At 63.5% G+C, this 18,900-nt stretch carries 13 protein-coding genes and 1 tRNA gene; 5 read left to right on the top strand and 9 right to left on the bottom strand.

Annotated features, from left to right (window positions below; genetic code table 11):
• Window positions 1-144 precede the first annotated feature (144 nt).
• From HNQ40_RS06455 to HNQ40_RS06475, 5 genes are all read right to left on the bottom strand, one after another.
• Window positions 145-3,330 (bottom strand): efflux RND transporter permease subunit, encoded by a 3,186-nt coding sequence (locus tag HNQ40_RS06455; protein WP_184677060.1) that lies wholly within the window; start codon window positions 3,328-3,330, stop codon window positions 145-147.
• Complete coding sequence (locus tag HNQ40_RS06460; protein ID WP_184677061.1) at window positions 3,331-4,530, bottom strand: efflux RND transporter periplasmic adaptor subunit; 1,200 nt, start codon at window positions 4,528-4,530, stop codon at window positions 3,331-3,333.
• 92 nt (window positions 4,531-4,622) lie between these two features.
• A complete protein-coding gene (locus tag HNQ40_RS06465; RefSeq protein WP_184677062.1) occupies window positions 4,623-5,006 on the bottom strand; it encodes a 6-pyruvoyl trahydropterin synthase family protein in 384 nt (127 codons plus the stop codon).
• Window positions 5,007-5,199: 193 nt separating this feature from the next.
• Complete coding sequence (locus HNQ40_RS06470; RefSeq protein WP_184677063.1) at window positions 5,200-5,826, bottom strand: hypothetical protein; 627 nt, start codon at window positions 5,824-5,826, stop codon at window positions 5,200-5,202.
• Entirely contained in the window at window positions 5,827-6,741 is a 915-nt protein-coding gene (locus HNQ40_RS06475; protein WP_184677064.1) for a type II secretion system protein, read from the bottom strand.
• 370 nt (window positions 6,742-7,111) lie between these two features.
• On the opposite strand from HNQ40_RS06475, the gene HNQ40_RS06480 reads away from it, so the two are divergent.
• The 4 genes from HNQ40_RS06480 to HNQ40_RS06495 all read left to right on the top strand — a co-directional run bounded on the left by HNQ40_RS06480 (window position 7,112) and on the right by HNQ40_RS06495 (window position 10,855).
• Window positions 7,112-8,125, top strand: coding sequence for a hypothetical protein (locus HNQ40_RS06480; protein WP_184677065.1), 1,014 nt, complete (start codon window positions 7,112-7,114; stop codon window positions 8,123-8,125).
• 557 nt (window positions 8,126-8,682) lie between these two features.
• Window positions 8,683-9,420, top strand: a complete 738-nt coding sequence (locus HNQ40_RS06485) for a polyphenol oxidase family protein (RefSeq protein ID WP_184677066.1) — start codon at window positions 8,683-8,685, stop codon at window positions 9,418-9,420.
• Between the two features lie 97 nt (window positions 9,421-9,517).
• Window positions 9,518-10,624 (top strand): ABC transporter ATP-binding protein, encoded by a 1,107-nt coding sequence (locus HNQ40_RS06490; RefSeq protein ID WP_184677067.1) that lies wholly within the window; start codon window positions 9,518-9,520, stop codon window positions 10,622-10,624.
• Between the two features lie 159 nt (window positions 10,625-10,783).
• Window positions 10,784-10,855 (top strand) — tRNA-Asn (locus HNQ40_RS06495).
• Between the two features lie 134 nt (window positions 10,856-10,989).
• On the opposite strand, the gene HNQ40_RS06500 is transcribed toward HNQ40_RS06495, so the two are convergent.
• Genes HNQ40_RS06500 through HNQ40_RS06510 form a run of 3 tightly spaced genes read right to left on the bottom strand, consistent with a single transcriptional unit; the run spans window position 10,990 to window position 17,503 of the window.
• Window positions 10,990-12,534 carry a c-type cytochrome domain-containing protein gene (locus HNQ40_RS06500; RefSeq protein WP_184677068.1) on the bottom strand — a complete coding sequence of 515 codons (1,545 nt, stop codon included), beginning with the start codon at window positions 12,532-12,534 and terminating at the stop codon, window positions 10,990-10,992.
• A gap of 24 nt (window positions 12,535-12,558) precedes the next feature.
• Window positions 12,559-14,049, bottom strand: a complete 1,491-nt coding sequence (locus tag HNQ40_RS06505; protein WP_184677069.1) for a DUF1501 domain-containing protein — start codon at window positions 14,047-14,049, stop codon at window positions 12,559-12,561.
• A gap of 49 nt (window positions 14,050-14,098) precedes the next feature.
• On the bottom strand, window positions 14,099-17,503 hold the full coding sequence (locus HNQ40_RS06510) for a DUF1553 domain-containing protein (protein ID WP_184677070.1): 3,405 nt from the start codon (window positions 17,501-17,503) through the stop codon (window positions 14,099-14,101).
• A gap of 160 nt (window positions 17,504-17,663) precedes the next feature.
• Here HNQ40_RS06510 and HNQ40_RS06515 point away from each other — a divergent pair, with 160 nt between their 5' ends.
• Entirely contained in the window at window positions 17,664-17,894 is a 231-nt protein-coding gene (locus HNQ40_RS06515; protein WP_184677071.1) for a hypothetical protein, read from the top strand.
• Here HNQ40_RS06515 and HNQ40_RS06520 read toward each other — a convergent pair.
• Entirely contained in the window at window positions 17,875-18,885 is a 1,011-nt protein-coding gene (locus tag HNQ40_RS06520) for an ABC transporter permease (protein ID WP_184677072.1), read from the bottom strand. The genes HNQ40_RS06515 and HNQ40_RS06520 overlap by 20 nt on opposite strands.
• Window positions 18,886-18,900 lie beyond the last annotated feature (15 nt).

Below are 18,900 nucleotides of genomic sequence, written 5' to 3' on the forward strand. Positions count from 1 at the left end.
CCCCTCATCAAAACACACTAAGTGGATTTCCATAGAAATTGTGTTAAGATTTGATGAGCAAAACATTGCCCCCGGAAGGGTTCGGCTTGGGACTTCGGTTCCAGCCGAGCCTTTTTTTATGGGCCGGGTCAATCCAGCTCGGGATTACGCGGGGTTCGGGGCGCCGGTGTCGCCCGAAGGCTGCGGCGGAGAGGCGTCCGCGGCTTTCTTTGGCGGCTTCACCTTCTCGGCCATGGTCTGGATGATGTAGAAGAACACCGGGACAAAGATCACCCCGACGATCGTCGCCAACAACATCCCGAAGAACACCGCGGTACCCAGCGAGCGCCGACTCGACGCACCCGCGCCGGTGGCGATGACCAGCGGCGCCGTGCCGAAGACAAACGAGAACGCCGTCATGAGGATCGGCCGGAAGCGGAGCTTGGCGGCTTCGATCGCCGCGTCCGCGATCGATCGGGCCTGGTTCATCCGCAGGTCGCGCGCAAACTCCACGATCAGGATCGCGTTCTTCGCCACCAGGGAGATCAACAACACGAAACCCACCTGCGTGTAGATGTTGTTGTCCAGGCCCAGCGCGTTGACGCCGACCAGCGCACCGAAGACGCCCAGCGGCACGGTGAACAGGATCGAGATCGGCGTGGTCCAACTCTCGTACTGCGCGGCAAGCACAAGGAACACGATGATGAACGCCATGGCGAACGCGACCGACGCCTGGCTGCCCGCCTCGAGCTCCTGATACGTCTGGCCCGACCACGCGTAGCTGAAACCCGGGGGCAGGACCTCGTCCGACAACCGGCGCATCGACTCGATCGCCTGGCCCGACGACACGCCCGACGTCGCCGAGCCGGTGATGGTTGCGGCGGGGTATTGGTTGAACCGGACGATCGCCGCGGCGCCGAGCGAGTCTTCCACCCGCGCGACCGAGTCCAGCGGCAGTGTGTCGCCGTTCTGGTTGCGGACCTTCAGCAGCGTGATGTCCTCGGCCGACCGGCGGAAGTCCGCCTCGGCCTGGGCGTAGACCCGGAAGACCCGGCCGAAGTAGTTGAAGTCGTTCACGTACGCCCCGCCGAGGTTGGTCGCCATGGTGTCGAACACCACGCCGAGCGGCACGCCGAGCTTCTGCGCTTTCACCCGGTCGATGTCCACGAACAGCTGCGGGACACGGGCCCGGAAGCTGCTGAACATCTGCGTGAGCGTGGGGTCCTGCGTGCCCGCGGCGACCATCGCGTCGGCCACGTCCTGCAACGCCCCGACCCCCGCGTCGCTGCGATCCTGGAGCTGGTACTCAAAACCGCCCGAAGCGCCCAGGCCCTGGATGGGCGGCGGGGTGAACGGGAAGACCACGCCCTCGGGGATCTGCGCCAGTCGGGGGGCAACCTGCGCGAGGATCTCGTCCACGTGCGGGCGGTCGTCCCAGCCCTCGAGGATCGCGATCGAGAAGCCGTTGTTGCTGGCCTGGGTTCCGCTGAGGATCGAGTAGCCGTTGACGCTGATGATGTCGACCACACCCTCGGTGCTGAACAGGATCTCGTCGACCTGATTCACCACCTCGCGGGTCCGGGCGAGTTTCGCGGCGTCGGGAAGCTGCACGTTGACGAAGAAGTAGCCTAGGTCGTCGGACGGCACGAAGCCGGTGGGCGTCTTCTTGTAAAGCCCGCCGGTCAGCGCGACGAACCCGCCAAAGACGATCAGCACGATGAGCGCGAGGCGGACACCCTTCTGCACCAGCCAGAGGTAGCCGGTCCGCGTGCCGTTGAGCGTCTTGTTGAACAGCACGAACAGCGGGAAACGGACCTGCTTTTGCGGGCGGAGCAGCAAGCCGCAGAGCGCCGGGCTGAGGGTCAGGGCGTTGATGGTCGAGAAGCTGGTGGCCACGGCGATGGTGATCGCAAACTGGCGGTACAACACGCCCGTGAGCCCGCCGAGGAGTGCCGTGGGGATGAACACCGCGAGGACGACGAGCGTGGTGGCGATCAGCGCGCCGCTGACCTCGTCCATTGCTTGGCGCGCGGCTTCCTTGGGGTCCAGGCCTTTCTCGTCGATGTTTCGAGAGGTGTTCTCGACCACAACGATGGCGTCGTCGACCACGATACCCACCGCGAGGATCAGGCCGAACAGCGTGAGCATGTTCAGCGAGAAGCCGAAGATCAGCAGTACGCCGAAGGTCGCCAGCAGCGACACGGGAATGGTGACCGCGGGCACGAGCGTCGCCCGCAGGTTCTGCATGAACAGGTAGGTGATCAGGAACACGAGGAAGATCGTGATGAATAGCGTCGTGACGACTTCTTCGATCGAGGCGGTGACGAAAGTGGTGAAGTCGAAGGTGACCTTCTGCTTCAGGCCGGGCGGGAAGTCGCGCTCGAGCTCGGCCATCGCGGCGTTGATGCCTTCGGCCACGGCGACCGCGTTGGAACCGGGCAGCTGGTACACGCCCAGCGTCGCGGCGGGACGGCCGTTGACCTCGGCCGACCAGGCGTAGTCCTGCGAGGACAACTCGACGCGGGCGACGTCTTTCACGCGGACGGTGCGTTGGTCCTCGCCGACCTTGACGATGATCTCTTCGAACTGCTCGACGCTCTGCAGACGGCCGAGCGTGGTGACGGTGTACTGGAAGCCGTCCTGCGTGGACGCGGGCTCTTGGCCGATCTTGCCGCCGGAGACCTGCACGTTCTGCGAGCGCAGCGCGTCGAGCAGGTCGACGGTAGTCAGGTCGCGGGCGGCGAGCTTCTCGGGGTCGAGCCAAATCCGCATCGCGAACGGCTTGCCGCCGAACACAAACACCTCGCCGACGCCCGGCACCCGGGCGAGGCGGTCCTTGACGTAGATCTCGACGTAGTTCGACAGGAACAGCTCGTCGTACGACGGGTTGATCGGGTTGCCGTTCTCGTCCGTCTCGGCGTAAACCGAAACGACCTGCAGCAAGCTGGTCGAACGCTTCTTGGTCTGCACGCCCTGCCGGGTGACTTCCTCGGGCAGGCGCGGCTCGGCGATCGCGACGCGGTTCTGCGTGTAGACCGACGCGAGGTCGGGGTCGGTCCCCAGCTCGAACGTGACGTTGATCGTGCACGTGCCCTCGGAGGTCGAGGTCGAGCTCATATAGATCATGCCCTCGACGCCGTTGATCTGCTGTTCGAGCGGCGCGGTGACCGTGTCGACCACGGTCTGGGCGTCGGCCCCGGGGTAGCTCGCGGTGACCTGCACGACCGGCGGCGCGATCTCGGGGTACTGCTCGATCGGCAGCACCAACACGCTCACCCCGCCGACGATCATCATGATGATCGCGACGACGGCCGCGAAGACCGGGCGGTCAATAAAGAAGCGAGAAATCATCTACTGGGCCTCCCCCTCGGCGGGCGCGGCGGGCTTCTCGCTGGACGACTGGGGCCTGAGCCGTGGAGCCCCGTCGTCCTGCGACTTCTCGCGGATCGTCACCGGCGAACCGGGACGGGCCTTCTGGATGCCGACGGTCACGTAGGTCTCGCTGCCATCCAGGCCCTCGGTGACCACGATGTAGCCGTCGTCGGTCTTCTCGCCGAGCGTCACGGGGCGCTGCTGCACGATGTTTTTCTCATCCACCACCAGCACGTACTTGCCGGTGAGGCTCGCACCCAGCGCGTCCTCGCGGACGAGCACCGCGTTTTCGATCGTGTCGTAGGGCACCCGCGCCCGGACGAACAGCCCGGGGAACAGCCGGCCGTCAGCGTTCGGGATGCTGCCGCGGACACGGAGCGTGCCGGTGCTTTCGTCCACGACGTTATCCACGTAGTCGATCATGCCGTGGAACGGGTAGGACCCCGGATCGTCACTGGAGCGGGCGATCTCGATCGGCGGCGGCGGCGGCGCGTCGTCGGCGTTAATGCTTCCGTTGCGCTCCCGGTTGAGGTATTCCTGCACGATGCGTTCGCTGACATCCACGTAAACGTGGATCGGGTCCATCTGCACCACTGTGGTGAGCAGCGTCGGCTCGCCCATACCCACGAGGTTGCCCACATCCACCAGCTCTCGGCTGACCCGGCCGGAGATCGGCGCGACCACGTCCGCGTAGTTACGTTGCAGCCTCGCGTCGTCCAGCGACGCCTCGGCCGAGAGCTTCTCGGCCTCGGCGGTCTTCAGCGCGGTGATGTACTTCTGGAGCTCTCGCTCGTTCGCGGCGTTGCGGTCAAACGCTTCCTGAACCTGGTCACGCTCGATCGTCGCCAGCTCGACCGCGGCCTCGGCCGACTGCACCGCGGCCTCGGCGGCCTGGATCGCCACGTCGTACGGCGCCGTCTCGATCGTAAACAGCTTCGCGCCCTGATCGACCGGAGAACTGACCTCGAAGTGTTTCTCTTCGAGAACCCCCGACACGCGGGCCCGCACCTCGACACTCGCGATCGACTCGAGGTTGCCGGTGTAGTGGTAGTACGACGTGACATCACGCCGTTCGGGCGTCGCCACCTCGACCGCGGGCGGCGGGGGCGTAGGCTGCTCCGAAGGTCCGCCACAACCGGTGACGGTCAACGCCGCCGCGGCCATGGCCCAGAAAGTCATCCCTACTCGCATCGTCAACTCCGAAGGAAGCTCGTTCAACCAACCACAATGATAGGGCAAACCCGCGGCCCCGACCCACCACAAACCCATGCTCACGGCCGATATCGGGCCGTGCACCCCACCGCCTCGCCCACCGACACTTCCTTCAGCCACACCTGATCCGGGATCTGGCCCGAGATGGTCCACGCGATCTGCTCCGCGACCCGCTCGGCACTGGGGTTCACCGTCAGCTCGCCGTTCTTGTTCGCAAACGGCGCGACCGCGTTGAGGTTCTGGTTCCGCCACGGCGCGATGCGCTGCTCGACCAGGTCCTGCAGCTTGTGGAAGTCCATGACCGTGTCGATCTCGTCGAGCCCCTCGCTCGCCACGGTGACCTTGATCAACCAGTCGTGGCCGTGCAAAGGCTCGAGCGTGCCGTCGGGCAAACGCAAAGCATGGGCGGCGCTGAAGGTCTTCTCGATGGTGGCTTCGTACATGGTGCCTACACTGTGCCGCTACGGGCAGCGAATCGCAAGCCCGAATCCGAAAATTCCGCGCAGCATTTGCGACGCCATCTCGATCCGCCGCCCAAAGCCCCCATTCGATCCTCAAAGGCCGATGGTTCAACGGACAGCGCCGTTAGTCACCAAAGCTCGCCAACCCACAGGCCGACTACTTAAGCCTCCAAACTCACGGCACACAGATCACCTTCGGCTCGCCGTTCTCACAGAGCCCGACGATGCTCATGCTCAGGCCGTTCGAGTTCCCGTACGGCAGCCAATCGCCCGCAACCGCCTGCTCCGTGGTGGCGATCAGCTGATAGTCGGGGCGCATCAAGGGCCCAACCTCTTCACTCGGAACACTTCCCCGCTTGGGATACTTCTCAAGCAGCTTCTTCGCGGCGTCCGACCGTTTCTCCAGGTACCCAACCTTGAGCTCCGAAACAGCCTCCGGGCAACTGCCACACCCGTACATATGCGCGAGCACTCCCTGCTCTCCGTTGCCCAGATCGATCGGCGGAACAAACTTGCTCGACTTGACCACGATTTCCTGGGTCGCCAAGTTGTAGTAGTAGGCTTTGGACGGGCCCGCGTAGGGGTCCTTCATCAATCGGTTGACTAAGAAATAAACCGCCAGCGCAGCAACCGCTCCAATCACGATATAACTGGTCAGCTGATTGTTATCGAGATATACGCGTAGTTTTGTCATGTCACGATCTGTAAAAAAGGGAAGACTTCCAGAAACAAACGTTATGGCGTACAGGACGCAAACAAACCCGCCGGGTGCTGCCACCAGTGATGGTAGCACCCGGTCCATCTAACGTTTCTCGGCATTCATAAGCCCTTCGCCATCGCTAAAGACCGTATTGGGGGCCTCGTTGGGATTGAGTAGAGAAGCCGCCTGTTCTGAAGACGCGTGCCCATCAGCAAAGGCAAAATTGACGTTGAGGCTGCGCGGGTCCTGCCCGGGTTCAGACGCCGGCCCGCCGTAGCCATAGAACCGACTCGGATTGGCCGCCCAGGGGCCCTGGATAATAAAGCTCCGGGCGTTACCAAACAGCTCGAAGCTATTCATCTCTGCGCCGTTGGCCCAACCACAGAAATTCAATTCCGTGAAGTTTGGCGTGTAGTCGATCGACGTCGAACTCGCCTGAACATCATCGACGCGACGCGAGAACCCCTCATCGCCCGCCACCGGGGTGAGGCTGTCGTCCTGAACAAATATCGTCACCGAGACGCCATTACGCGTACGCTTCTGGAACGGGTTGTCGGAAGGCCTTTCCGCTTGATTGATCGAGTAGCTGCGGTTGTAGGTGTTGGGCTCAAAACGGTTCGCAAGCGTATCCACCGGCGATTCCCAGATCGACATGTCCGGGATATTGTCTGCTCCCCGCCGCATGTACTGCGTGTTCCACGCCTGATCGCTGGTGTACGTGAAGCCCGACGTGTAGGAAGCCAGCTGCTCCTCAATACTGATGTTGAACTCGTTGCCGGGCTGCCCGGGGAGCCGGTAAACCACGGGGTAATAGCCGTCGTAATCATTCGTGTATGTGGCGTTTCCCACCTTGATCTGCTGGAGCTGAGTCAAATCCTGAACCAGGCGGGCCGCTTGGCGCGATGCCGACAGTGCGGGTAAGAGAATGGCAATCAGTAAAGCAATGACACTTATAACAACTAACAACTCAATCAAGGTAAAAGCGTGAGAATGTATGCGGCGGAGCGTTTTATTCATAACAAATCCTTCGAGTAATACGAGAAATGAAGCCGATAGAAGCCCCCGCGCGCGACACGGATGAATACAAAAGTTTTTTGTTTTTTGCGTACAGTCTTTAAGTCTGTTTTATGCCAGTCGAGAATCAGGGAGAATTACTTTAGATACAACACAAACCCCGTGACATGTATTCCGGACATTATGGTTCGTTAAAAACAAAGTCAACCAGATGAACTAAATAATCGCAAACCCCCTTCCGCATGACGCTATACCGCCAACTTCACGTCCTCCGGTTCATAAGTAATGCGAACCCCCCTGCTTGTAGATCGACTCCAGATCGATGGATCCGCTCATCTAGCACCCCCGGTCGGGTCTGGCTTAAACTGGATCGATGTCTCTGCCTTCCGATCTTCCGGCTCCTTCCCCTTCCATCGATCCCCAACCGAACGCCCCACCCCTGGACTTTTCTCGCATCCCGCGCGGCGCCCTCGACAATCAGGGCCGGGTCGACTGCGAGCTGCTCTGCCGCCAGTGCGGCTACAACCTGCGCACGATGGACGCCCGCGGCGACTGCCCGGAGTGTGGCACCGCGGTCCACTGGTCGCTCATCGGCGACCTGCTGCGCTTCGGCGACGCCAACTGGCTAAGAACCCTGGCCCGCGGCATGGCGTGGGTGCTGGCCGTGCTGCTCGTCAGTATCGTGACCGGTATTTTCATCGAGTTATTTGGCGTGGCCTACGACTTCTACATGTTTCTCGAAGTCTTCGTCTTGGTCTTCACCTTCCTGGCCACCCTCGCCACCGCCTACGGCTACTGGCGGCTGACCACCCCCGAACCCCAGCCCGACCCGAGCATCGTCATCCCCGGAGGCACCCGTGCCTGGGCGCGCGGCCTGCTGATGATCTACTCCGGATTCTCGCTGGTCACCGCGGGGCTCAGCTCGCTCACCCTCGGTACCTCATACGATCGATCCACCCTGGAGATCGACAACACCATCGAAGCCCTCGACAGCGTGGCGGGACTGATCGGCCTGGCCGGGCTGTTCTGCCTCGCGGTCGTCCTCCGCCGGCTGGCGCGACGCGCCCCTCACCCGGGGATCGCCCGCCAAACGACCATCCTCATCTGGGCCTGGGCGGTCACCCTGGGGCTTTTCGTGTTCTCGCTCATCGCCTTGAGCCTGGCGTCGGCCTACTCGGGCGGCAACCCCACAGCCCCAACCCCGTTGAGCAACAGATATCTGCTTTCGGCCCTCGGCTGCGGCGGAGGCCTGACGGCCGTGGTCCTGGGGATTTGGTCCATGATCCTGATGCTGCGCTACCACAACCTCTTCCGACGCCACGCCCGCTACGCCAGCTTCCGCATCCCGGACAACCGCCCGATCCCCCGGGCCGACTGGGAACACTGACCGAGGGCGAGAGTCAGATTCGTGCGCACAGTTGCTCGCATCCGAACGCAAAAAATCATCACCCCAGAAAATTTCTTACTCCTTGTCAGTACTCATCTCCGTGAATTCAGCGACCTTTCCGTGCGCACACCCGACGCGTCTCATCCCCTAATGTCGGACCACGGTGGCACTCCAGGCGTGAAGGTCGCACAGGCAAGGCACCAAGCACGCCCATACCCGTGGAACCGGGCTGACGCACACGTCGGGTGCGTGGCGACACTTGAGCTCACCACCTTGCCGGGATCGCTCAAGGTCGGAACCCGTCGTCGTTGGTCGAGGGTCCGTGTTCAAGGGGACTCGTTTCGATCCACCACGGAGAGCGCGGAGGCACGGAGAAGAACCAAGGCATTGATTATTGAAATCAAATGCTTCCTGCCTTCCTCCGTGTCTCCGTGCCTCCCAAGCTCCGTGGTGGATCGAAACGACAACCCAACCGCCCACCCCAAGCCGGCCACGGCAGCGGGTGTTGCGGGGAACACGGGTTCGCTCTTTGGCATCTCAGGGTTACACTTTCGCCGATGTTTGAACTGGTCCAACTCGGCTCGGGGCAGCGTGTCTGGAAGTCGTCACTCTTCGACGGCCTGGGCGTGCGGCACCTGTTCACCACCAACGACTGGGACGTGAAGTCGCCCGACGAGGTCGCGGACGTGATCGGGGCGGCGTGTTGGCTAGGGGACGCCCCACCGCGCATCATCATGGCCAAGCAGGTGCACGGCAACACGGTCAGTTCGCCGAACGCGCGGGCGGCCGAGGCCGACGCACACTTCACCCAAGACCCCAGCGAAGTCGTCGTCGTCCGCACCGCCGACTGTGTGCCGGTGTTGATCAGCTCGGCCGACGGCAAGCTCGTCGCGGCGGTGCACGCGGGTTGGCGAGGCTTGGACCCGACCGTGAACGTCATCGGCCGAACCCTCGCCGCGCTCGCCGAAGCGGCGCCGGGTTTGTTTGAGGCGACGAGTTGTGTCGCGGCGATCGGGCCGTGCATCTCGGCCGAACGCTACGAGGTCGGCGAAGAGGTCGCGGCGCTCTTCCGTGACGCCACGCCCCACGCGGTCCGCGACGATCTGGGCGTCAAGCCCCACCTCGATACCCGGGCGGTCGCGGTGGCCCAACTGCGCGAGTCGGGGCTGGCCGCGGAACACATCGATGTCTTCCCCGGCTGCACGTTCGACGACCCCGCCCTGCACAGCTACCGCCGGCACGGCAAGGGCGTCGGGCACCTCGCGGCCATGATTTCCCCGCGGCCTTCGGCCTGAAACGGGTGCCGCAACACGCAACCCCCGTGTTAGCGCACGATTAATCACAGCCATAAACGTAGACCCACCCGCCAATAGCCTTTACCCTATCCGGGTTATGACCCCAATCATTATCCGCCAGTTACGCAAAGAGTTCGGCAAGACCGTCGCGGTCGACAACATCAACCTCGACATCGGATCGGGCGAGCTGTTCTTCTTGTTGGGGCCCTCGGGCTGCGGCAAGACGACGCTGCTGCGGATGATCGCGGGCTTCACCGACCCGACCTCCGGCGAGATCCGCTTCGGCGACGACAACGTCACCCACCTGCCCCCCAACAAACGCAACACCGGCATGGTCTTCCAGGGCTATGCGCTCTGGCCGCACATGACCGTTCGCCAGAACGTGGCGTTCGGCCTGGAGGTCCGCAAGGTGTCCAAAGCCGAGATGGACAAGCGTGTCGACGAGGCACTCGAATCGGTGCAGCTCACCGTGCAGGCCGAACGCAAAATCAATCAGCTCTCGGGCGGACAGCAGCAACGCGTCGCGCTGGCGCGGGCGCTGGTGATCAAGCCGACGGTGCTGCTGCTCGACGAGCCGTTGTCCAACCTCGATGCGAAGCTGCGTCTGGAGATGCGTCAGTCGATCCGCAACATCTGCAAGGCCTCGGGCATCACCGGGGTGTACGTGACGCACGACCAGAAGGAAGCGTTGTCCATGGCCGATGGCGTCGCGGTGCTCAACGCGGGCAACGTGATGCAGGTCGGCCCGCCGCGTCAGCTCTACGAGCGTCCCGCCAACCGCTTCGTCGCCGACTTCCTGGGCGAGACCAACTTCGTCACCGCCGAGGTCAAGGGCCGGGAGCCCAACCCCGCGGGCGGCGAGTTCGTGGTGCTGGACACGCCGATGGGCCTGCTGCGTTCGGGCGTCTTCCCCGAGGAGCTGCCCAACGCGGGCAACGTGACCGTGTCGATCCGCCCCGAGACCGTCTCGCTCAGCTCGGACGCCGCCGACGGCTCGAACGGCCAGAACTTCAACGGCACCAACCACTTCTCCGCCGCCCGGGCCGACTCGGTCTACCTCGGCGAGATGGCCCAGTATCAGCTACAGATCAGCGACGAGCTGAGCCTCAAGGCGTTTGAGCTCAACCCCCGCCTGGTCGAGGCCGCGGGCGCGACCCTCTCCGCCACGCTGGACCCCGAGGACGTGGTGATCCTGAAGGATTGAGTAAGCTTTTTAAAACAATCGACTTACGCCCGGAACGCTGGCGGGCGGGGCCCCAAAACCACGCCCCCCGCCCCGGCGGTCAGACGCGTCGATCGAGTTTGCAACAAGCGCCTTGAACCTTGGGCGCAGATCGCTAACCTATGTGACTCGCCCTGCGTTTCCCGCGTAGCTCAACGGTAGAGTAGGTGACTGTTAATCACTTGGTTGCTGGTTCGAATCCAGCCGCGGGAGCTTCAAAACCCGATCGCACCCCACGCGACGGAACAGCGAAATAAGGACGCCACCAGCCTTGTCTGGTGGCGTTTTTCATTGCCGTCTTTTCGTGAAAGATCGAGCACTCACCTCCGGGGCCAGGGCCCGATCGGTCACTCGACGTACTCGGCGGACTCGCCCTCGGCGGGCGCCTCCCCCTCGGCAACGGGTGTCTCGGGCCCGGCGGGTTGGGGGACGAGGATCTCGCAGTCTTTCAACGCGCCGCGGAGCAGTTCGATGCCCTCGGCCGAGATGCCGGTGTCGAAGAGGAAAAGCCGACGCAGCGACTTCATCTGCGACAGGGTTTCGACGGCCGAGTCGTCGATCGCGGTGCCGTGCAGGTTGAGCGAGCGGAGCTTGTTCAGCCCGACGAGGTGCTGGAGGTCTTCGGGGGTGATGTTCGTTTGGCCGAGCTGCAGCGTTGAGAGCGCGGGGAAGGATACGATCTGTTGGACCGCCCCGGGTTCGAGTTGGCGACGCCAGAGGTTGATCGACACCAGGTGAGTCGCCACCGGCTCGAGTTCAGCCAAGACCTCCGCGCTCAACGGGGCCGAGGCGTTCTGGGTTTCGAGGAACAGCCCGTCTTCGAGGTTCTGCGAGTAGGCGAAGAGGTCGATGCCGTAGTGAGACTTGATCTGGCCCGCGACCGCAGCGAACGCCTCGGGGCTCAGCGGCTCGGGTACCTCTTCTTCGACGCCCAGCAGTTCCATCACCGCAGCTTCGATCGCTTCGGGGAATGATTGCTCGGCGAGTTGTTGGATCGTGACTGTCTCGGACGCACCGCCCTCGATCCACCAGCCGATGAGCGCGGCTTCCTGTGCGGAGAGCCGGTCCTTCTCGATGGGCGGCATGACTTTGTCGTCGTTGAGGGGCAAGGAGATGCGCGTGAAGACTTCGCTGCCCGACAGGTCGCCGTGGACCACGCCGGGGATTCCGCTCTTGCCGCCGGCGAGCAGCAGCTCGAACTCGTCCATGCGGAATCGACCCTTCTCCTTGGCTTCGCTGTGACACGAGTAGCAGTGCTGGTTGAAAATCGGCTCGATGATGCCCGCGAACACCGGCGAGGCTTCGCTCAAGGGCGGCGGCGGCGCTTCGTACACCCCCAGCGTCTGCTGGAACGACACGGGCAGCTTGGCGTAGAGGTAGTCTTCGCCGTGCACCAGCGATGCCCCGTGGTGGCTGCCCCAGGTCAGCGACGCCAGGCTCAAACCCAGCGTCGCGAGGTAGGGCACGTAAACCCCGGCACGTTTGGTCGTGGTGTACGCCAGCCGAATGACGAGCGCCGCGATCATCACCACTGTCGTGATGATCCCGCCCCAGAGGTGGTCGTCGAGCAGCTCGCCCGCATCGCCGTCGCCCCAGGCAAGCATGTAGCCCAGCACGCAGGTCGCCACCGCAAAGCAGATCGCCAAGCCCATGAGCACCGACGGCACGGGGCGCAACGCCTTGCCGAACTTCGGCAGCCCGAGCATCTCGAACACGGGCACGATCAGCAGCAAACCGATCGGGAAGTGCAGCGCCAGGATATGGAACCTCCCCGCCGCCACGACCCAGTCGGGCCCGGGCTCGCCTTCCAGCGGAAACACGAACGGCATCGCCACGAGCGCGGCCGCCACTAGCGCCCCGAGGATTCCCAAAACAATGGTGAGTGTCTTCATAAAAAACAGATCGATGCGTCGCGCTTACGACTTCAGGAGGTCCTTGATCACGTGCGCCTCTTCCACACCGGTCAGGCGCTGGTCCAGGCCCTGGTGCTTGACGCTGAACCGGCTGTGGTCGATGCCCAGCTGATGAAGGATGGTGGCGTTGAGGTCGCGGATGTGGACGGGGTTTTCGGTGATGTTGTAGCCGAAGTCGTCGGTCTCGCCGTAGACGATCCCGGGCTTCACGCCCGCGCCGGCCATCCACATGGTAAAGCAGCGCGGGTGGTGGTCACGGCCGTAGGTCTTGCTGGTCAGCGGGCCCTGGCAGTAGATCGTTCGGCCGAACTCGCCGCCCCAGACCACGAGCGTGTCTTCGAGCAGGCCGCGCTGCTTCAGGTCGGTGATCAGGGCGTAGCTGGCCTGGTCGATGTCGCGGCACTGGTTGGGCAGGTCCTGCGGGATCGCGCCGTGCTGGTCCCAGCCGCGGTGGAAGATCTGGGTGAAGCGCACGCCGCGCTCGGCCATGCGCCGTGCGAGCAGGCAGTTGTAGGCGAAGGTGCCGGGCTTCTCGACGTCGGGTCCGTAGAGCTCGAGCGTCTTCTTGGACTCGCCGGACATGTCGGTGAGTTCGGGCACGGAGGCCTGCATGCGGAAGGCCATCTCGTATTGGGCGATACGTGCGTGGACCTCGGGGTCGCCGATCTCTTCGTAGGTTTCCTGGTTGAGGTGCTCCAGGCCGTCGAGCATGATCCGGCGGGAGTGCGTGCCCACGCCGTCGGGGTTGCTGAGGTAGAGCACGGGGTCGCCCATGGACTGGAAGGCCACGCCCTGGTGCTCCGATGGCAGGAAGCCGCTGCCCCATAGGCGTGAGAACAACGCCTGGGCGCTCTGGCGTCCGGTCCAGCTGGAGTTGAGCACGACGAACGTGGGGAGGTTTTCGTTGCTCGCGCCCAGGCCGTAGCTCACCCACGCGCCGAGGCTCGGCAGGCCGGGGATCTGCCGGCCGGTCTGGATGTAGGTGATGGCCGGGTCGTGGTTGATCGCCTCGGTCCACATCGACTTGATGATCGCGATGTCGTCAACCATCTGCGAGGTGTAGGGAAGAAGTTCACTCACGAACGCGCCGGACTGGCCGTGTTGTTTGAAGTCGTAGATGGAGTGGGCGATGGGGAAGCGTGCCTGCCCGGAGGTCATGCCAGTGAGGCGTTGACCGCCGCGGATTTCTTCGGGCAGGTCCTTGTCGTGCCAGAGCTTCATGTACGGCTTGTAGTCGAACATGTCGTGCTGCGACGGCGCGCCGGACATGAACAGGTAGATCACCCGCTTGGCCTTGGGCGCGAAGTGCGGAGAGCCGAGGGCGCCGCGCCCCTCGGGCAGGATCAGCGACGCGGGGTTGGTCTCGCCCGCCGAGGCGAGCGGGTTCTTGCCGAGCATGGAGGCGAGCGCGATGCCGCCCAGGCCTTTACCCATGCGGGTAAAAAACTGTCGGCGGGTTTCGAGCTGGAGGTATTCTTCGACGGGGTAACTCATGGTTGATGCCTTTGCGGGTGCAGGATCAGGGGCGAGTCGTTGGGGCGGGTCAGTTCTTGTTGATGAACGCGTCCATGTTCATCACCTGGTTGGCGATCATGGTCCACGTGGCCAAGTCGACCGGGTCGAGTGTTTCGTCCACCGGCGAGTCGCCCACGGCCAGCAGCTTCTTCGCGCTCTCGGGGTCTTCTTGGTAGATCGCGTGGAGCTGGTTGAACGTGTCTTCGAGGACGCCGCGTGCTTTGTCCGACGGGGCCTTGCCCATCGCCTTGGTGTAGATCAGGGCGAAGCGGTCGTCGCTTTCGGTATGCATCACGACCTGCGCGAGGTGGCGGGCCGCCTCGACGAACTGCGGGTCGTTCATCAGCACCAGCGCCTGCAGCGGCGTGTTGGTGCGCTCGCGGCGGACCCGGCAGTGCTCGCGGTCGGGCGCGTCGAAGATCATCATCGCCGGCGGCGGCGAGGTGCGCTTCCACATCGTGTACAGCGAACGGCGGTAGAGCTTGTCGCCCGTGTCGGCCTTGAAGACCCCGGTGTTGCTGTTGGGGTACGCCACCGTCTTCCACAGGCCCGCTGGCTGGTACGGCTTCACCGGGGGGCCGCCCATATCCTCGACGAGCAACGTGCTCAGCCACAACGCCTGGTCGCGGATCACCTCCGCATCGAAGCGGAAGCGGGCACCACGCGCCAGGAGCCGGTTCTCCGGGTCGACCTTGAGCACTTCGGGGCGGACCTTCGACGACTGTCGATAGGTCGAGGACATCAGCATCAGCTTGTAAATGTGCTTCACGTCCCAGCCGCTGGCGACGAACTCGTGCGCCAGCCAGTCGAGCAACTCGGGGTGCGTGGGCGGGCTGCCCTGGCTGCCGAAGTCCTCGGTGGTTTCGACGAGGCCTGCGCCGAATATCTCTTGCCAGAAGCGGTTGATCGTGACGCGTGCGGTCAGCGGGTTGTCCTCGTCGACGATCCACCGGGCGAGGCCGAGGCGGTTGGCCGACTCGCCTTCGGGCAGCGGCGGCAGCGCCTCGGGGACGCCGGCCGTGACCCGCTCGCCGAGCTTGTCGTAGAGGCCGCGCTCCAGCACGTGGGCGAACGGCTCGGAGTCGGCCTTCTCTTCCATCACCATCGTGACCGGAGCGTAGGCACGCATCACCGCCAGCTCCGACTCGAGTGCACTAGCCTCGGCAAGCAACCCCGCAACGGCTTCGTGCTTAAACTCGGGTTCAGAGCCCTCGGCGTTTTCCGCCGCCACTTCAGCCGCCTCGCCCGATACCTCGGTCGGCTTGGCGGCTTCGCCCCTACGCTCTTCAGGGGTCAGCGCATTCGCCAACAACTTCAGCTCAGTCGTCGAGAGTGCCCGGTTGAACACTCGCACCTCACGCAGCCCCGCTTTCGGTCCTTCGTAGGGCTTGGCTTCTTTAGCCTCACTCTCTCCTTCAGCTTCGACTGTCGCGCTCCGATCGCCGATGACCAACGGCTTGTCGACCGCGAAATCGCCTTTGAGCATGTGTGAGCTGCCACGGTTGGGGCCGTTCGGGATATTGCCGTGGATATAGATCTGCAGGCCCGGGCTGCTGTCGTGGTTGATCACGACACGGGACTGATCGAGCGGGTGGTAGTTCAGCGCGACGTGGTTCCATTCGCCCTGCCGAATCACCCCACCCCAAGACTTGAGTTTTGCGGTCACGACGTCGTGTTGATTGTCGCCGGACGCCAGGCGGACCTCGATCCACTTGTTCCTCAAGAGGCGGACCTGCCAGCCCTGCCCGTGGTTGTCCTGGTCGTAGCGTCCGAAGAGTACCTTGTCCGCGGGGAGGCCGCCTTCCTTGGGGACGTAGGCCCAGAAGCTGATCGTGAACGCCTCATCCCGGCTGAGGTTGCCGAAGTCTCCAAGTTCGAGGTACGTGTCGGGGCCGATCTCGATCGCGTCTTGGCCCAGCACCTCGGTCGTGGCGAGGCGCGGGAGTTGCGCTTCGGGCGCAGTCGGCTCGGCCAACTCGGTGGCTTCCGACGATTCGACAGGCTCCGCAGCCGTTTCGGAGGCAACCGCTTCGGCTGGCTCGCTGCTGTCGAACAAGTCTTCCAACCGCACGCTCAAGGCATCGGCCCCGAGCCAATCGACGCCCTGCTCGAAGCGCCAGGCATCGCCAACGGTCTGCGCGACTTCCTGCCGGATATCCCCGAGCCGGGCCTCGATCTCTTTCACCCGCGGCTGATCTTCTGCTTCGAAGACGCTGATCACCGGCTTGCTGTTCGCGCGGTTGCCATCGAGCGCCGGCTGCGTGGTGTTCCGGAAAAACGCGGCGAACTGGTAGAACTCCTTCTGCGAGACCGGGTCAAACTTGTGGTCGTGGCACGATGCACAACTCGCGGTCAGCCCGAGCCAGGTCGTCGTGGTCGCCTCGACCCGGTCGAGGGCGTAGATCGCCAGGTACTCGTCGGGGATCACGCCGCCTTCGTTGGTCGTGGGGTTGTTGCGGTTGAAGCCGGTGGCGACGCGCTGCGACTGCGTGGGGTTGGGCAGCATGTCGCCGGCGATCTGCTCGACGGTGAACTGATCGAACGGCATGTTGTCGTTGTACGCCTTCACCACCCAGTCGCGGTACGGCCAGATGTTGCGGAAGTTGTCGTAGTGGAATCCGTGCGTGTCGGCGTAGCGGGCCGCGTCCAACCAGTACCGCGCCCGGTGCTCGCCGTACTTCGGCGAGGCGAGGAAGCGATCGACCATCTTCTCGTAGGCGTCTTCCGATTCGTCACCGACAAACGCGGCGATCTCTTCGGGCGTCGGCGGCAGGCCACGCAGGTCGAAGCTCACCCGCCGAACGAGCGTGTACCGGTCCACGTGGTCGTTGGGCGAGAGGCCTTCGCTGTCGAGGCGACTCAGAATGAACGCGTCGATCGGGTTCTCCACCCACTCGGGGCGCGAGACGTCCGGCAACAGCGGCTGCTCGACCGGCTCGAACGACCAGTGGTCTTCCCACTGCGCCCCTTCTTCAATCCAACGGCGGAACAGATCGATCTGCTCGGCGTTGAGATGCTTGTGAGACTTGGGCGGCGGCATGATCTCGTCCGCGTCGGTCGCGATGATGCGTTTGTACAGCTCGCTCTGCTCGGGCTTGCCGGGGACCACGGCAAAACGCCCGCCGAGGTCACGCAGGAGGTCTTCGTGTGTGTCGAGGCGCAGCCCCGCTTCGCGGGTCCCCGAGTCGGGGCCGTGGCAGTGGAAGCAGTTGTCGGAGATGAGCGGCCGGATGTCGCGGTTGAAGCGGACCTGCCCCTTCTGAGCGGGCGGCTGGTTGTTCGCCGCGGGCGTGATGGCGATGCCTTCACGGCTCGCTTCGGTTGCAGGCGATCCGCCCTTCCAACCCACCGCCGTGCGCACCTGGCTTCGTTCGCGTTGCGTGCCCCACATCACCAGCGGGACCGCCGCCACCGCCAGCAGCAAGCACAACAAACCCGCGACCTGCGCAAGACGGGCACCCCCCCGCCGCTTGTCTGACTCCCCGGATTGACCTGTTTCAGAACGGGAGCTGGACGTTTTACAAGACTTCATATCAAACTCGTTTATTCGTGCCCTTGGCGATCGCCGGGCTAATGCACCGATCCGGTTTCACATGAATCCGATTCAAACCCCAAGAAGCCCGCTTCTTCAATTAAAAAAGACCATTCATCTTAAATCAAGCCCAATCAAAATCCATGAACTTATCCGTCAAGCTCATGCCTTATTCCGCGAACGCGAAACAGTCCTCTATGTTAAATCGCAAGGCGCAATTCAGGCCAAAACTCTCATGCACGGGGTATGGAAAAAGCTATCTGAAACAAACCTCAAGACTGAAAACGCTTGAGGTGCTTAAGCCGATCGATGCCGACGGCGATGATGACGATCGAGCCGATGGTCATTTCCTGCACGTAGGTTTCTGCGCCGAGCATGGTGCAGGTGCTGCCGAGGATCGACATGATCAGCGCCCCGATGAACGTGCCCATCGCCGAGCCGGACCCGCCGTTGAGCGAGCCACCGCCGATGACGACCGCGGCGATGATGTTGAGCTCCAACCCCACGGCGATCGTAGGGTTGCCGCTGCCCAGGAACGAGTACTGCATCACGCCCGCCAGGCCGGTGAACACGCCGCAGAGCACGTAGATGAACACCTTCTGGTTTTCGACGCCGATGCCGCAGAGGCGGGCCGTGTTTTCGCTCGACCCGATCGCGTAGATGTACCGCCCCAACACCGTGCGTTTGAGCAGCACGGCCGTGACGATAATGGAGGCAATCAGCAGGTAGAACCCGATGCCGATGCCCAGCGCCCCGTCGTAGTCCATGAAGCCCTGAGCCGCGTTCTTCGGGGTGCGCACCGCCTCGCCGCCGGCGATCCACTTCGCCACCCCGCGGAAGATCAGCATGGTTCCCAACGTGACGATGAACGGCACGATGCGGAACTTCGAAGAGATCCACCCGTTGAACAGCCCGCATAACCCGCACGCCCCGATGGTAGCCAGGATCGCCAACGTCACCGCCAGGCCCGACGCGCTGTCCACCTCCGGCGGCGTGACACTCCCGCCGTTGACCACAAACGCAAACACCACTGTCGCCAGCGCGATCTGCGACCCCACGCTCAGGTCGATGCCCGCGCTGATGATCACCAGCGTCATGCCCAGCGCCGCGATCCCCACCACCACGGTCTGGATCAGCACCGTGCGGATGTTGTCGAAGCTCATGAAGTTGGCCAGGTCTTCCCCGCTGGGGTCTTTGATCTGGATCGCGATCATGCTGACCACGATCACGAAGACCAGGCCGACGAAAGGGAGCATGTTGTAGAGGAACGGCTTGAGTTTCATAACACGGTGTCACCG

Origin of the sequence: Algisphaera agarilytica (assembly GCF_014207595.1) — a bacterium.
Taxonomy (GTDB): domain Bacteria; phylum Planctomycetota; class Phycisphaerae; order Phycisphaerales; family Phycisphaeraceae; genus Algisphaera; species Algisphaera agarilytica.

Coding starts and splice junctions, on each gene's coding strand:
- HNQ40_RS06465 (WP_184677062.1), bottom strand. CDS start 5,006: ATGTACGAAGCCACCATCGAGAAGACCTTCAGCGCCGCCCATGCTTTG.
- HNQ40_RS06455 (WP_184677060.1), bottom strand. CDS start 3,330: ATGATTTCTCGCTTCTTTATTGACCGCCCGGTCTTCGCGGCCGTCGTC.
- HNQ40_RS06460 (WP_184677061.1), bottom strand. CDS start 4,530: ATGACTTTCTGGGCCATGGCCGCGGCGGCGTTGACCGTCACCGGTTGT.
- HNQ40_RS06485 (WP_184677066.1), top strand. CDS start 8,683: ATGTTTGAACTGGTCCAACTCGGCTCGGGGCAGCGTGTCTGGAAGTCG.
- HNQ40_RS06480 (WP_184677065.1), top strand. CDS start 7,112: ATGTCTCTGCCTTCCGATCTTCCGGCTCCTTCCCCTTCCATCGATCCC.
- HNQ40_RS06515 (WP_184677071.1), top strand. CDS start 17,664: ATGAATCCGATTCAAACCCCAAGAAGCCCGCTTCTTCAATTAAAAAAG.
- HNQ40_RS06475 (WP_184677064.1), bottom strand. CDS start 6,741: ATGAATAAAACGCTCCGCCGCATACATTCTCACGCTTTTACCTTGATT.
- HNQ40_RS06505 (WP_184677069.1), bottom strand. CDS start 14,049: ATGAGTTACCCCGTCGAAGAATACCTCCAGCTCGAAACCCGCCGACAG.
- HNQ40_RS06490 (WP_184677067.1), top strand. CDS start 9,518: ATGACCCCAATCATTATCCGCCAGTTACGCAAAGAGTTCGGCAAGACC.
- HNQ40_RS06500 (WP_184677068.1), bottom strand. CDS start 12,534: ATGAAGACACTCACCATTGTTTTGGGAATCCTCGGGGCGCTAGTGGCG.
- HNQ40_RS06470 (WP_184677063.1), bottom strand. CDS start 5,826: ATGGACCGGGTGCTACCATCACTGGTGGCAGCACCCGGCGGGTTTGTT.
- HNQ40_RS06520 (WP_184677072.1), bottom strand. CDS start 18,885: ATGAAACTCAAGCCGTTCCTCTACAACATGCTCCCTTTCGTCGGCCTG.